A 14,338-nucleotide genomic window follows, 5' to 3' on the forward strand; every position below is an offset into this window, starting at 1 on the left:
ACACCGTCACATCAAAGGAATGCGCCAACTACTTCACCGAGGCCGGCTATGTCCCAACCTAAAATCATCGCGCTCTAACGGGGGTTCCCCAAGCGGTTTGTCTTGCGCCACTCCTCGTACTCCCCGCGGGCATCGTCATGCAGCGGATAGTAGCGTTGCAACGGCCCGCCCTCCATCAGCTTCACTCGCGAGAATTCCTCCCAATCGTGATGCTTCTGTGATTCTTCGATCACCTTTGCGGCCATTGCGACGGGAAGCACCACCACCCCGTCGTCGTCGGCGACGATGATGTCGCCGGGGATCACCGTGACACCGCCGCAGGCAATCGGAACGTTGACGGCATTGGGATAGATGCTGGTCTGCACGTGATAATTCGGCGTCCAGCCGCGCAGCCATAGGGGCAGGTCGAGCTTTTCAACATTGGGCCGGTCGCGCATGCATCCATCGATGACGATGCCGGCGCCGCCCCTGCCTTTGAAATACGTCGACATCATATCGCCGAAGACGCCCGAGCTCATGTCGCCGCGCGCGTCGACCACGACCACATCGCCCGCCTGCGCGTGATAAAGCACGTGCCGATGCAGCTGCGTCTCCGGATCGGCATATTCTCCCTCGGTGAACAGGTCCGGCCGTTGTGGCATGAACTGCAGCGTCAGCGCCGGCCCGACGATCGACTTGCCGTGGTTCTGCGCCACCGGTCCTACCATGTGCGGATTGCGAAAACCCATGTGGCCAAGCGTGCCGGCAACCGTCGCGGCGCCGATCCCGCTCAGCGCGTCGATCAGGTCTTTCGGCGGCCGCGTGATGTCGGGAGCATGTGTCATGTTGGACTCCGGTTGAAAGGCAATTACCAGTTCGTAACAGAACCGTCGCGGCGCTTAAGGTGAGGCGCTTCCCAGAAACGAAAGCTCGCCGCCTGGATCGCCGCCTCGTTGACATCGACGCCGAGCCCCGGCAGGTCGCCGACCGGATAGTCGGTCCCGTCGAGCCGTGGTCGCACGGGGAAGAAGTCGGAATTGTCGAAGCCCAGCTTTGTTTCGGGTTCCCTGGTCTCGAGCCACGCGAAGTTGGGTACCGCGGCGGCGAGATGCACGGTCGCGGCCGTGCACACCGGACCAAGGGGATTGTGCGGCATCAGGTCCACATAGTGCGCCTCGCTCCAGCCAGCGACTTTCATCGCCTCGGTAAGCCCGCCGACATTGCAAACATCGAGCCGGTTGAACTGATGAATGCCGCGCTCGATGTAGGGCAGGAACTGCCACTTGCTGGAAAATTCCTCGCCGATGGCAAAGGGGATGTCGGTCATCGTACGCAGCGATTCGTAGGCCTCCGGTGTCTCGTCCCGTATCGGCTCCTCGAGGAAATCAAGCACGCCGCGGCCGAGCTTGTTGCAGAAGCTCGCCGCCTCGGCCACCGACAGCCGATGATGATAGTCGACGCCGAGGACGACTTCGTCGCCCAGCGCCTCGCGCGCCCGGTTAAGGATGCTGGCGGTAGCGCCGATCGACTCGCGCGGCTCGAAGATGTCCCTGCTGTTTTGCCCGGCGGGGAAGAAGCGGATCGCCTGCCACCCCTGTGCGCGTAGCTCGCGGGCGCGTTCGATGGCAGCGTCACCTTCGGCCTCGTCTCCGGTCGAGGCGAAGGTGGGGATGCGGCAGCGCTGCTTGCCGCCGAGCAGCTCGTAGACCGGCACTCCCAGCGCCTTGCCCTTGATGTCGTGAAGGGCGATGTCGATGGCGGAAATCGCCGCCTGCAGAACACGTCCGCCTTCGAAGTACTGGCTGCGATAAAGCTCTTGCCAGATCCGGCCGATCTGCATCGGGTCGCGGCCGATGAGAAACTCGCGATAGTGCTCAACCGCGCCGGCCACCGCTTTCTCGCGACCACTCAAGCCGCTCTCGCCCCAGCCGAAGATACCCTGGTCTGTCTCGACCTTGACGAGCATCTGGTTGCGCGTTCCTACCCATACTGGATAGGGCTTGATCGCGGTGATCTTAAGTTTCGTAGTCATCCACGCCCACGTTCCAAACGCATCCCCCTGTTTCAGTTGGCGCCCTGTTTCAATTGGCGCCCTGTCTCAGTTGGCCGTGAGGGCCATTTCGGTTTCGCCGTCGAACAGATGCATCCGCTCCTGGTCGAACTCGAGCCAGATCCGTTCATCGGGCACGACGGCAATGTTCGGCGGCACGCTGACGTTGACGATGGCGCCGGACAGGAACGCCTGCACGAAGGTGACGTCACCGGTCGGCTCCACCGTGTAGGCCTTGGCCGGAATGGCACCGGGGACCGCGCTGTTGCGCAGCTTGATCGTCGAGTGACGTGCGCCGAGCACGACTTTCCTGGTCGTTGCCCTTGCGACCTTCCGGGCGTTGCGCGGCGAGAGCTCAAATCTCCAGCCCTCCGCGCTGGTCAACACAGCGTTGCCGTTTGCCGTCGATGCCTGCAGCGGAATAAGGCTCATCGCCGGGCTGCCTATGAAGCTGGCGACGAACATGTTGACGGGATGGGCAAAGACCTGCGCCGGTGAATCATATTGCTGCAGGTAGCCGCCGTTCATCACCGCCATCTTGTCGGCCATGGTCACGGCTTCGAGCTGGTCGTGCGTCACATAGATGATCGTCGCCTTGAGGTCCTGGTGGAAGCGCTTGATCTCAGACCGCATCTGCACGCGCAGTTTGGCGTCGAGGTTGGAGAGCGGCTCGTCCATTAGGAACACGGCGGGGTCGCGGACAAGCGCACGGCCCAGGGCCACCCGCTGCTGCTGCCCACCCGAAAGTTCGCGCGGCTTGCGCTCGAGCAGGTGCGTCATGTCGAGCACTCGCGCCGCTTCCTTGACCTTCTTGTCGATCTCGTCCCTGGGCAGTTTGCGCATCTGCAGCGGGAACGCCAGGTTCTTGTAAACCGATTTCTGCGGATAGAGCGCGTAGTTCTGGAACACCATGGCGATGTCCCGGTCCTTGGGGTCGAGGTCGTTGACCACCCGGTCGCCGATGACGATGTCGCCCGATGTCATCGGAATCAGCCCCGCGACGAGATTGAGCGTGGTTGTCTTGCCGCAGCCTGAAGGGCCGACGAGCGCAACGAACTCGCCGTCATTGACCTTCAGCGACACGTCGTTGACAGCTTTGAAGCTGCCATAGGACTTGACGAGATCTTTGAGGACCACGTGGGCCATCGGCAACTCCCTAGTGCTTGACCGCGCCTTCTGTAAGGGCGCGTACGAAGTATCGTTGCAGGACGAGGAACAGCACCACGACGGGCACGCTCATCATGAAGCTGGCCGCCATCAGGCCCGGAAAGTCCGTCGTATTTTCCGAGAAGAAGCGCTGGATGCCGACCGGCAGTGTCAACTGGTCGTTCTTGGTGAGGAAGGTGTAGGCGTAGATGTACTCGTTCCACGCGCCGATGAACGAATAGATCGCGGTGGCGATGATCCCCGGCGTCGAGAGCGGCATCACAATCAAGATGAAGGCCTGGAACCGCGTTGCCCCGTCGATGCGCGCCGCCTGCTCGAGCTGCACCGGAATGTTGTCGTAAAAGCCCTTGAGCAACCAGATCGCCAGCGGCAGGCCGAAGGTGAGATAGGTGAGAATCAGCGAGCCATGCGTGTTCATCAACCCGAGCAGGCGCATCAGGATGAACAGCGGCACGAGAAAGATCACCGCCGGGAACATGTTGCGCAGCAGCACGGCAAAGAACAGGAAGTTCCGGCCGGGGAAACTGAAGCGCGAAAACGCGTAGGCCGCAGGGACGGCGACGATCACCGAGAGGATTGTCGTGACGGTCGACACGAAAAGGCTGTTCCAGAAGAAGCGGAGGAAGTCCTGGCCGACGCTGTTCTGGGGATCGAGCAGCTTCTCGTAGCTGGCGAGGGTAGGTTCGTCCGGCCACCATTGCGGCGGGAATTGCAACGCCGCGAACCCGGACTTGATCGAGGTGATCAGCATCCAGATCATCGGCACCGCGGTGTAAAGCAGCATGAATGCGAGGAAGATGCGCCCGGTCCACCGCCATCCGTCGATGCGCATCCGGCGACGGCTCAGGGCTCGCGGGGCTGTCTCGGCAGTCGTGCTCATGCGCTCCCCTCCTGCCGCTCGTTACCGCTTAGCGCACGGACGTAGAAGTAGCCGAGCGTCATCAGGGTGAGGAACAGGAGCACCGAATAGGCAGATGCCACGCCCCAGCGCTGCCGGCCGAAGGCGAGCTCGTAAATGTGGGTGATCCAGATATGCGATGCGTTGGACGGGCCGCCGCCGGTCATGATCCAGGGGATGATGAAGGAATTGAAGTTGGCCACCGCGAGCAGCAGGATCGTCACCGTCGAGACGTTGCGCAAGTGCGGGAAGGTGACGTGCCAGAAGCGCTGCCAGGCGCTGGCGCCGTCGACCTGCGCGGCGCGCAGCAACTGCTCGGGCACGGTCTGCAGGCCGGCCATCATCATGATCATGGCAAACGGAAACTCGCGCCAGATATTGACGACGATCAGGGAAGGCAGAACCGTGTTGACGCTGTCGATGAAATTCGGCGGTCGGTCGGCCAATCCGAGGCCGACCAGCACCGCACCGATGATCCCGAAGTCCGAATGATAGATCCACTTCCAGATATAGGAGGCGGCGACCGCGCTGATGACCCAGGGAATGATCAGGATCGCGCGCAGAACACCGCGGCCGACAAACTCGCGGTGGAGTGCCAGCGCGGTGGCAAACCCCAGGACAAAGGCAATCAAAGTCGAGCCCAGCGTCCAGATCAGAGTGTTCCAGGTGACTCTCCAGAACACCTCGCTGGTGAGGATGGTCGTGTAGTTGTCGAAACCGATGAAGGTCCTGTCGCGAAGCTGCAGGCCAGGCGGCGTCTTGAAGAACGACAGCTCGATCGTGTAGTAGATCGGATAGGCGATGACGACGAGCATCACGGCGATCGCAGGGAGCACATACGCGTAGTCGGCGCGATGCTCCCATATCTGGCGTAGCACGCCGGACCTGCCGGATTGCAATCTTCGGCGAGCCTCGGCCTTGCCGGTCACGATCGTCACTTTGGCGCGCGCCCTTATTTCTTCTGAACGAACCGGCTGCACTATCGGTGCAGCCGGTCAGGCCTGGACTAGAGTCCGCCCATCAGGTCTCTTACCTTCCTGGCCGCGTCGTCGGCTGCCTCGTCGACGGTCATCGCTCCGGTCAGGGCATTCTGCAGCATGTCCGGGACGATGATGTTCATGATCTCGGGAGCCTGCGGCAGCGCTGGGAACGGGATGCCGTATGGCAGCATCGAGGTCGTCACGTCGAGGAACTTGATGTTTTCCAGACGTTCCTTCATCCATTTGGTCTTGAAGCCGTTGAGGTTGCCCGGGTTCGAGCCGGCATAGGCCATCTTCAGCGACCATTCAGGGCTCGTCCACATGCAGATAATAGCCTTTGCGGCCGGCTCATCGACCTTGCCGCCCTCGACATATTCAGGCTTCAGGATGTGAATGTTCGAGCCGCCGAACACGACTGCGCGCTTGCCGTCGGGGCCAGTGGGAATCAGGCCGTAGCGCATGTTGTCGATGACGGTCTGCGCCTTGTCCTTGTCGGCGCCCGTCGCCTTCTTCTGCAGGTCGAGCATGACGTCGTAGTCGGACGGATGCGAGATCATCATGCCGAGCTGGCCGGCGAGGAACAGGGGCTGGTTGTCGGCCTGCTGGTTGGTGAGCGCCGAAACCGGAACCGACTTGTCGCGAACATACATGTCGTACGAGGCTTGCAGGGCGGCCTTGCTCTGCGGGCTATCGAGCTGGACATCCTCATAAGTCGGGTTCGCAGTGGCTTCGTCGAAGACGCCGCCGCCATGGGCCCACAGCTGCGGCATGAAACGGTACGGCGTATTGCCGGCATTCTTGCGAGCTACGAGGCCGTAACCGGCAATGCCGAGCTTGTCGTGGATCTGCTTGGAATACTTGACGACATCGTCCCAGGTTGCCGGAGCCTTGTCCGGATCGAGGCCCGCACGCTTGAAGATGTCGGCGTTCCAGATGAACGCCATCGTCTCGTTGTTGGTTGGAATGCCGTAGGTCACTCCCTCCCAGGTCACGGCCTTCATGGCGCCGGGCCAGAAGTCCTCGGTGGAATACCCGACATCCTCGGGTTTGAGCGGCTCAAGATAGCCTTTTGAGGCGAACTCGGTACCACCCAGGATTTGCAGGCGGACCGCCATCGGCGCGGCGTTGCCGAGGAGCGCCGTGCGGAACTTGTCCAGAAGGTCGTTATAGGTGAGGGCTTGTTCCTCGAGCTGGATGTTCGGATAGGTCTTGCGGAAGGTCTCGAAGAAATCCTTGTAGTACTGGCGCAAGAGGTCGGGGTCGCCCTCGAACACGCCCTGATACCAGAAAGTCAGTCGCCCCTTGTAGTCGAGCGGGGTGACCTTGGCGCAATCGGCTGCGGTGTCAAAATCCTCTGTGCCCGCAATGGAGCGCACATATTCCGGCGACCACTTGCTGAGGTCGACGGGCGCTCCGAGCGCCGATGTCGACGTCAGCGATGCCATCAAAGCAGTGGCGACAGTGCCGCGCAGGACCGCACTGCCGAGCGTAATCCTCGTCATAGGTATCCTCCCTGGTTCTCCATGCCGCCCTGCGCCGAGGCAAAGCGGTCTAGCTCGTTCGACCGCGGGACGCTTTCTATTCTATGTATCCCTTCGATCATTTTGTACGTTTTCAGATCGTGGATTGCCTGTCAACGCGCTGGATCGTACATTGTTTGTGAAAACCGTGTGTGATATCGGGCAGGGTATGTGTTGATCAGGGGAGCCGGTCTTGGCCGAAATAGATGACTTTAAAGCCATGCCACCGGTGGAGACTGACCCCATGGCCTCCAGCGAGGGCGCCTCGCTTTATGAACTGATCAGGGAAGACATCATCGAGGGACGGCTCGCCGCCAACGAACGGCTTGTGGTCACCGATCTTGCCCGGCGTCACGGCACCTCGACAAACCCGGTGCGCGAGGCCCTGCAGCTCTTGCGCGGGGAGGGCTTTGTCACCTTTCTCCCCAACCGCGGGGCGCGCGTGCGACCCATAGATCAGGATTTTGTCCGGGATATCTATGAAATCGGTGTTCTGATCGAGCCGGCCCTGACGCGATGGTTTGTGAATATGGCGACCGGCGAGGACATCGCCGAACTCGAACGTCTCCAAGGGCTGATTGAAGAGAACAATTTTGCCGACACATTCCGGCACAGCGAACTGGATACCGCCTTCCACACCGTGATGTACCAGCGGCACTATAACCGCCATGCCGCTGAACTTTGGTGGAAGCATCGCGAAGTGCTGCGAGCCGTGAGCCGGCGTTTCAATTTCACGCTGGCGCGTCGTGCCGCGATCATTCGCGAGCACCGCGAACTCATCGCGCACGTGAAAGCGGGAGAAGCCGACAAGGCGGCCGAACTCGTTTCCCGCCATGTCGAGGGTTCCGGCCGGCATATCCTCGAACAGATGCGTGCGCGCAACGCCGCTCGGGCCGGATAGGAACGAAGGTCCAGTCTCGAACACCGTTAGCCCTAAGCATTTCAGATAAAGGGATTGAGATGAAAATCACGAGCATTCGGCCGTGGCTGATCAAGTCCGATGCTTCTTATTGGGGAGAGTTCCTGTTCGTCGAAGTGACGACCGACGAGGGGGTGAGTGGCTGGGGAGAGATCACCACCACGACAAGGCTCGCCAACCGCGCTCTCTGCACGATCCTGCGGCAGATCGGCGTCGCCGTGACAGGCGAGGATCCAGCGCGCATCGAGCATCTCTGGCACAAGGTCTTTCGCAGCTTCACCTACATGGGCAGCCGCGGCGCCGCCGTCGAATGCGTGAGCGCCATCGATATTGCCCTCTGGGATATCCGCGGCAAAGTCCTCGGCAAGCCGATTTGCGAGCTGCTGGGCGGACCGGTACGCGACGAAATCGCGCTCTACACCCATCCCAACCAGGCCAAATTCACCAGCAAGGAGGCTGTGGTCCGCGAAATTCTGGACATCGTCGAGTCCGGACACACTGCGCTCAAGTTCGATCCTTTCCCCCACCAGGGCCGCAGCGACGATGGCCTGTCCCGCGAACAGCGGGACGGCTACCTTGATGGCAGCATGACCCGCAAGGACGAGCGCGAAGCCGCCGAACTCACGGCGCTGATCCGCGAAACGGCGGGGCCTGACGTCGACATTCTCATCGACGCGCATGGCCGCTTCGACGTTCCCACCGCCATTCGCCTCTGTCGGAGCCTCGAGGAAGCCGGCCAGATCGACTGGTTCGAGGAGCCTTGCCCGCCCGAGAGCCTGAACGCCCTCAAGCAGGTGCGTGAAAAAGTCAGTGCTGCCATCTCGTGGGGCGAGCGCGGCCACACGAAGTGGGATTTCGTGCCGGTACTCGAGAACAGGCTCGCTGACTACATCATGCCTGATATCACCTGGACCGGCGGCATTACCGAGCTCAAGAAGATTTCTGCCCTATGCGAAGCCTACTACCTCCCGGTCTCGCCGCATGACGCCGCGGGACCGATCAACGTGGTTGCGGGAGCGCAGGTGATGATGACCGTTCCTAACTTCTACAAGCTCGAAACGTCGGAGTGGAACCTGGGCAAATACAATCACCTCATCGACAGACCGCTCGACGTCTCGAACGGCAGCCTCAAGCTGACGTCGAGGCCTGGTCTCGGTATCGAGATGGACCGTGACTACCTGCAGGCCCACGAGATCGAGCTGGCCTAGCAACGCTCCATGCCGGCGCGGCGTGCGGGCGACAAGCTACACCCACCAGAACGAGGACAAGTCATGGCAAAGACGGCCGACGAGGCGCTCAATCGGGTGAACGCGAACTCCAAGCCGTCCGAGCTTCGCATCACCGACATGCGGGTAGCTGAAATCGTCGGCGCGCCGTTCACCTCGACCCTGCTCAAGATTTACACCAACCAGGGCATCGTCGGACTTGGCGAGGTGCGCGACGGCGCCAGCGCCACCTACGCGCTGATGCTGAAGAGCCGGTTGCTTGGCGAGAACCCTTGCAACATCGACCGCCTGTTTCGCCGGATCAAACAGTTCGGCGGACACGGCCGGCAAGGCGGCGGCGTCTCGGCGGTCGAAATCGCGTTGTGGGATCTCGCCGGCAAGGCCTATGGCGTGCCCATCTACCAGATGCTCGGCGGCCGGTTTCGCGAGAAGGTGCGCCTCTATTGCGATACCGACGCCACCGTGCCGGCCGAGACCGGCAAGCGCCTCAAGCAGCGCATGGCGCTCGGCTTCACGTTCCTCAAGATGGATCTGGGGCTGATGCAGATCGCCGATGTCCCCGGTGCGGTCGTGTCTCCTGCCGGCTCACTTGATGGGTACCGCGTCCAGCCCGGCCGCGGCCAGGTCAAGTCCCTTGAAGAGCGGCGCGCCCGCAACGCCGCCTACGATTTGCACAACGTCCCCCACCCGTTTACCGGCCTCCACTTTTCCGACAAGGGCCTCGACTTGCTTGAGCAGTACATTGCCGAGGTTCGCGAGGTTATCGGCATGGATATTCCGCTCGCCATCGACCACGTCGGCCACATCTCGCTGCAGGACGGTATTCGCCTTGCCAGGCGGATTGAAAAATATGTGCCAGCCTGGCTCGAGGATGTGATCCCATGGCAGTACACCGAGCAGTACCGACAACTGCAGGACGCCACCACGGTGCCGATCTGCACCGGCGAGGACATTTATCTCAAGGAGGGCTTCGAGCCTCTGCTCAAGAGCGGCGGCCTTTCCATTATCCACCCGGACCTGCTCACCAGCGGGGGCATCCTCGAGACCAAGAAGATCGGCGACATGGCGCAGGACCACGGCGTCGCCATGGCCATCCATATGGCGGAAAGTCCGATCGCCGCGATGGCCGCGGCACATGTCGCGACCGCGACCGAAAACTTCATGGCGCTCGAATACCACTCTGCCGATGTCGACTGGTGGGACGATATCGTCACCGGCGTTGCCAGGCCGCTCGTGAAGGACGGCTTTATCACCGTTCCCGACAAGCCGGGCCTGGGGATTGACGACGTCGTCGACGAGGTGATCTCGCAGCATCTGCAGCCGGGTGTCACCGGCATCTGGCAGCCCACGGATCACTGGGACAACGAATATTCCTGGGATCGCACCTGGAGCTGAGGCGAAAAGAACCGAAGATGAAGATCACCGACCTCCGCTGTGCCGTTATCGGCAAGCACCCCATCGTTCGCATCGTCACCGACGGGGGCCTCCATGGCCTGGGCGAGGTCGAGTACACCAAGCCCTACCTCAAGCCCTGGGTCCTGCATTTTCGCGAGGCGCTGCTCGGCGAGGACCCGACCGACGTCGAACGGGTGATGCTGAAGATCCGCCAACGCGGCTCTTTCAAGCCCTATGGCGCAGCGGTCAGCGCTATCGAGCATGCGCTGTGGGACATTGCCGGCAAGGCCGCAGGCGTGCCGGCCTACAAACTGCTTGGCGGCAAGGTGCGCGACCAGGTGCGCGTCTACAACGGCTCGATCCGCAGGAAACGCACGGGCGACCGGCCGGAGGATTACGCCGCTGAGGTCAAATGGATGATGGAGCAGCCGCAGAACTTCTTCATGATCAAGCAGGGAATCTCGTTCCACTCCAACATGAAGGACACCATCGACGGCTTCCATTATGGCGTGACGCAGAAGCAGGCCGGCTATCACGGGGCCATGGATCAGGGTGTGATCAGCGAGCGCGGTTTCAATCACATGCTCGACTGCGTGATCGCGATGAAGGAAGTGCTGGGCGACAAGGTGAGCCTGGCGCTCGACTGCGGCCCGGGCTGGATGCTGCCCGATGCGATCAAGTTCGCTCGCGCGGTCGAAAAATACAATTTGATGTGGCTGGAGGACATGCTGACTGGCGACTATGTGCCGTGGGTCAATCCGCAGGCCTATCGGGAGCTGACCACCTCGACCTCGACGCCAATCCATACCGGCGAGCAGATTTACCTCAGGCACAATTTCAAGGAACTGATCGAGACGCAGGCGGTACGCGTCATCGGCCCCGATCCTGCCGATATCGGCGGCATTGCCGAGCTCAAATGGGTCGCCGAGCACGCCCATATGCACTCGATTCTGATGGCGCCGCACGGCACGGCGAACGGCCTGCTTGGCCTCGGCGCGTTGATCAACGTCTGCGCCACCTTGCCCGCCAACTACATCGCCTTCGAATATCCGAGCGCCTCCGACCCCTGGTGGGAGGACCTCGTAATCGGCCTGCCGTCGCAGATCGTGACGGACAGCATGGTGGATCTGCTGGAAGCGCCGGGGCTGGGCCTCGATCTCGACGCCGAAGCAGCCCGAAAGTATCTCAGGAAAGAGGATGCGGGCTTCTTCGACTGAACCATCCCTGGATGCCAGCATCGGTCAGGCTTTGCAGACCCGGCCGGATGCTGTTTCCCTAAGGATTGCGATGATCGTTCATTTGATAGACGGCACATACGAACTGTTTCGCCACTTCTATGGCCAACGCCGGTTCAACAATGGCCAGGACAAGCCGTTTGGCGCCGTCGTCGGCGTGCTGAATACAGTGCTGGAGATGATCGAGAACGGCGCCACACATGTTGGGGTGGCCACCGATCATGTAATCGAATCGTTCAGAAATCAGCTCTGGCCCGGCTACAAGACCGGGGATGGCATCGAGCCGGCATTGCTCGCCCAGTTCCACCCCCTCGAGGACGCCCTGGCGGCGATGGGAGTGGCGGTCTGGCCGATGATCGAGCTGGAAGCCGACGACGCGCTGGCATCCGCGGCACACAGCGCGGCTGCCGATGAGGGCGTGCAGAAGGTGTGCATCTGGACGCCGGACAAGGATCTCGCGCAGTGTGTGCGCGGCGACCATGTCGTCCAGGTAGACCGCAGGACCCAGAAAATTCGCGATGCCGCCGGCGTACGCGAGAAGTTCGGAGTTGAGCCGGCCCTGATTCCAGATTTCCTCGCGCTCGTGGGTGATGCCGCCGATGGCTATCCGGGTCTCGAAGGCATCGGCCTGGTCTCGGCCGCCCGGCTGCTTGGCCGCTACGGCCCTCTTGAAAGCTTTCCGCCTGAAGCCCTCGGCAAGCGGAGAGAGCTCGCGCTTTTGTTCAAAAATCTCGCGACGCTGCGCACCGACGCTCGGCTGTTCGATAATATCGAGGAACTTCGCTGGCACGGCCCGACCAAAACGTTCGAGAGGTGCGTGATCCAGCTGAATGACGCCCGGCTCCTCACCCGTGCGCTCAAGGCTTGGCGTTGCTGACCGCGGGAGGCGAGGTCTGGAAACGGCCTTTGAAGGCCAGCCTCGAGTCCCCAATCGAACAGGGGCGCTGTGCTCGCGGCAAGAGTCCGGATGAAGAACTAAGCGTTGTTCAGCGCGAAACCAACGCTTTGCCCTACAAGAACGGGCGCATGAGATGCCGCCGCCAGGACCGGTCGCCGCGTCCGACGAGCGGATCGAGATAGGCCGTCCGGTTCGCAAGCGGAAGATCGGGCCGAACGGGCGAGACGAGTTCCGCCAGGCGCGCGATGCGCTCGGCTGTGCTCGGATACGTCCGGAACCAGTGCGTCGGCCATTGCCGAATCCAATCAGACAGTTCGGCATGATCACCGAATTAACCACATTCGAAGAAGGCGAAAGGCGGTTGGGTTTGTCACCGATCCGTCTCGCGTAACATGTTACCGTTGGAATTGGGGCATCCGCAGCACGTCCAGGCGCAAAGGCAAGGAAGAGAAAGGATGCCGACCTTAAGCAATGGCAGTGAACTCATCGTATGGAACGAACCAGAGAATCCCAATCCGACCCCTGACTCGGTCCTTTTCAGCATTACGGAAACAGACGGCGACGTAATCGGACCGATAGGCGCAAAGCCGGATTTCCCTTTCGGTGGGATCGAACTAGCTTCGGTCGATGTCTTCGATGGCTTCTTCACCATCACCAGCTTCACCCACGAGGGCAGGACCGAAACCTGGACGACAGTGGAAACGCAGGTCTTCGACAACGAAGGCAATTTTCTCCGCACCGTGTCCGACCAGGCGGCCTTCCAGTCGGTCCGGATCGTCTCGATCAGCGCCGACAGCCCCGACGACCTCACGGTAACATGGATCGGGGCGAACGAATATTTCGGCGGCGAAAACACCCAATACGGTCAGCACCAGATCATCTTGAAAGGGGGCGTGCTTCAGCCCGACACCTTCGTTAATCACGCGCCCGCCGTTGCCGACCTGGACTTGTCGATTTCGCAGGCGCAATCTCTCGACGACGTCAAGTTCAGCGCGACAGATGCCGACTACGATCTCTTGAACTCTATCGTCTTGGACGGGCCGGACAGCGGCACCCTGGAGCAGGAGACGAGTTTCGACGGTAACCACTACCCGTTTCACCAGGGTCATTATGGCACTACCCTGCACTATCATGCGGATTTTCTGAGCGGAAACCTGTTCGACTACACACCGGAGGCAGGGTTCATCGGCACCGACAGCTTTACGGTTTACGCTACGGACGGCCAGGGCCACAGCAATGTGGCGACGATTACGATCACAGTCACTCCGCCGGCCGAATCCATTACCCTGACCGACGCCAAAAACATCGCGAGCTACGCAAGCCATGATCACGCCGTGCTCGTCGCCGCGCTGGACGGGGGCGACCGCATCAGCGGCACCGCGTTCAACGATACGCTCGACGGCGGTGCCGGCCACGACCAGCTGTTCGGCGGCGCGGGCGCCGACGACATCATTGGAGGCGCGGGCACCGATTGGCTGAAGGGCGGCGGTGGCGATGACGAGATCAGCGGTGGTGAGGGCGCAGACGGCGTCCGCGGTGACACTGGCAACGACGTCCTCGACGGCGGCGCCGGCTCCGACGACATGCGAGGTGGTGCTGGCGACGACACCCTCAATGGCGGCGCCGGCCGCGACCGGCTGGCCGGCGAGGGGGGCAGGGATGTCTTCGTGTTCGACGCACTTGGGCCGGCGAACTACGACAGGATAGAAGACTTCAATGCGCTCGACGATGTGTTCTGGCTGGACAGCTCCGCATTCGTCGGGCTGTCGGCCGGCTCGCTTTCCGCTGCGGTTTTCGTCGTCGGCAAGCACGCCATCGATGACAACGACCACATCATTTACGACAAGGAGACCGGCGATCTGCTGTTCGATGTGGACGGAGCAGGAGGAGCGGCGACTGTCAAGTTTGCCGCCCTGGACCCGAGCACATTCCTCACAGTGGACGACTTCTTCGTGCTATAGGCGCGCATGGTGGGGCGCAGCTACATAGACCGGGCGTGATCGCGCCCATGCGCAGGATTTCCTCCCCGATTGCGCAGTAAGGGGCGTCAGGGCTCATCCGAGCCCTTCAT

12 protein-coding genes are annotated in these 14,338 nt (G+C 61.6%); 6 read left to right on the plus strand and 6 right to left on the minus strand.

What is annotated here, in order from left to right:
- Positions 1-74: 74 nt before the first annotated feature.
- The 6 genes from AC0L3H_RS30885 to AC0L3H_RS30910 all read right to left on the minus strand — a co-directional run bounded on the left by AC0L3H_RS30885 (position 75) and on the right by AC0L3H_RS30910 (position 6,576).
- Positions 75-824, minus strand: coding sequence for a ribonuclease activity regulator RraA (locus tag AC0L3H_RS30885; protein WP_473588001.1), 750 nt, complete (start codon positions 822-824; stop codon positions 75-77).
- 23 nt (positions 825-847) lie between these two features.
- The gene (locus tag AC0L3H_RS30890) at positions 848-2,011 is read right to left on the minus strand and encodes a mandelate racemase/muconate lactonizing enzyme family protein (protein ID WP_473588002.1); all 1,164 of its coding nucleotides are present in this window, start codon (positions 2,009-2,011) and stop codon (positions 848-850) included.
- A 66-nt stretch (positions 2,012-2,077) separates the two neighbouring features.
- Positions 2,078-3,175 (minus strand): ABC transporter ATP-binding protein, encoded by a 1,098-nt coding sequence (locus AC0L3H_RS30895; protein ID WP_473588003.1) that lies wholly within the window; start codon positions 3,173-3,175, stop codon positions 2,078-2,080.
- 10 nt (positions 3,176-3,185) lie between these two features.
- A complete protein-coding gene (locus AC0L3H_RS30900) occupies positions 3,186-4,076 on the minus strand; it encodes a carbohydrate ABC transporter permease (protein WP_236374798.1) in 891 nt (296 codons plus the stop codon).
- Entirely contained in the window at positions 4,073-5,032 is a 960-nt protein-coding gene (locus tag AC0L3H_RS30905) for a carbohydrate ABC transporter permease (protein WP_473588004.1), read from the minus strand. Before AC0L3H_RS30905 ends, AC0L3H_RS30900 begins: the two co-directional genes overlap by 4 nt.
- Before the next feature lie 68 nt (positions 5,033-5,100).
- Complete coding sequence (locus tag AC0L3H_RS30910; protein WP_287363565.1) at positions 5,101-6,576, minus strand: ABC transporter substrate-binding protein; 1,476 nt, start codon at positions 6,574-6,576, stop codon at positions 5,101-5,103.
- Between the two features lie 211 nt (positions 6,577-6,787).
- On the opposite strand from AC0L3H_RS30910, the gene AC0L3H_RS30915 reads away from it, so the two are divergent.
- From AC0L3H_RS30915 to AC0L3H_RS30940, 6 genes are all read left to right on the plus strand, one after another.
- A complete protein-coding gene (locus tag AC0L3H_RS30915; RefSeq protein ID WP_027151244.1) occupies positions 6,788-7,495 on the plus strand; it encodes a GntR family transcriptional regulator in 708 nt (235 codons plus the stop codon).
- Positions 7,496-7,554: 59 nt separating this feature from the next.
- Complete coding sequence (locus tag AC0L3H_RS30920; protein WP_473588005.1) at positions 7,555-8,721, plus strand: mandelate racemase/muconate lactonizing enzyme family protein; 1,167 nt, start codon at positions 7,555-7,557, stop codon at positions 8,719-8,721.
- Between the two features lie 63 nt (positions 8,722-8,784).
- Complete coding sequence (locus AC0L3H_RS30925; protein WP_473588006.1) at positions 8,785-10,134, plus strand: mandelate racemase/muconate lactonizing enzyme family protein; 1,350 nt, start codon at positions 8,785-8,787, stop codon at positions 10,132-10,134.
- A 17-nt stretch (positions 10,135-10,151) separates the two neighbouring features.
- Positions 10,152-11,351 carry a mandelate racemase/muconate lactonizing enzyme family protein gene (locus tag AC0L3H_RS30930; RefSeq protein ID WP_473588007.1) on the plus strand — a complete coding sequence of 400 codons (1,200 nt, stop codon included), beginning with the start codon at positions 10,152-10,154 and terminating at the stop codon, positions 11,349-11,351.
- The gene (locus AC0L3H_RS30935; protein ID WP_473588008.1) at positions 11,332-12,246 is read left to right on the plus strand and encodes a 5'-3' exonuclease; all 915 of its coding nucleotides are present in this window, start codon (positions 11,332-11,334) and stop codon (positions 12,244-12,246) included. Before AC0L3H_RS30930 ends, AC0L3H_RS30935 begins: the two co-directional genes overlap by 20 nt.
- A 476-nt stretch (positions 12,247-12,722) precedes the next feature.
- Positions 12,723-14,228, plus strand: coding sequence for an Ig-like domain-containing protein (locus tag AC0L3H_RS30940; protein ID WP_473588009.1), 1,506 nt, complete (start codon positions 12,723-12,725; stop codon positions 14,226-14,228).
- Positions 14,229-14,338: the final 110 nt, after the last annotated feature.

The sequence above is a fragment of the Mesorhizobium sp. WSM4816 genome (assembly GCF_055811535.1).

What these genes read in the sequence shown, in the direction of transcription:
- AC0L3H_RS30930 (WP_473588007.1), top strand. Translation starts at nt 10,152, where the DNA reads ATGAAGATCACCGACCTCCGCTGTGCCGTTATCGGCAAGCACCCCATC.
- AC0L3H_RS30940 (WP_473588009.1), top strand. Translation starts at nt 12,723, where the DNA reads ATGCCGACCTTAAGCAATGGCAGTGAACTCATCGTATGGAACGAACCA.
- AC0L3H_RS30890 (WP_473588002.1), bottom strand. Translation starts at nt 2,011, where the DNA reads ATGACTACGAAACTTAAGATCACCGCGATCAAGCCCTATCCAGTATGG.
- AC0L3H_RS30900 (WP_236374798.1), bottom strand. Translation starts at nt 4,076, where the DNA reads ATGAGCACGACTGCCGAGACAGCCCCGCGAGCCCTGAGCCGTCGCCGG.
- AC0L3H_RS30895 (WP_473588003.1), bottom strand. Translation starts at nt 3,175, where the DNA reads ATGGCCCACGTGGTCCTCAAAGATCTCGTCAAGTCCTATGGCAGCTTC.
- AC0L3H_RS30925 (WP_473588006.1), top strand. Translation starts at nt 8,785, where the DNA reads ATGGCAAAGACGGCCGACGAGGCGCTCAATCGGGTGAACGCGAACTCC.
- AC0L3H_RS30920 (WP_473588005.1), top strand. Translation starts at nt 7,555, where the DNA reads ATGAAAATCACGAGCATTCGGCCGTGGCTGATCAAGTCCGATGCTTCT.
- AC0L3H_RS30910 (WP_287363565.1), bottom strand. Translation starts at nt 6,576, where the DNA reads ATGACGAGGATTACGCTCGGCAGTGCGGTCCTGCGCGGCACTGTCGCC.
- AC0L3H_RS30885 (WP_473588001.1), bottom strand. Translation starts at nt 824, where the DNA reads ATGACACATGCTCCCGACATCACGCGGCCGCCGAAAGACCTGATCGAC.
- AC0L3H_RS30935 (WP_473588008.1), top strand. Translation starts at nt 11,332, where the DNA reads ATGCGGGCTTCTTCGACTGAACCATCCCTGGATGCCAGCATCGGTCAG.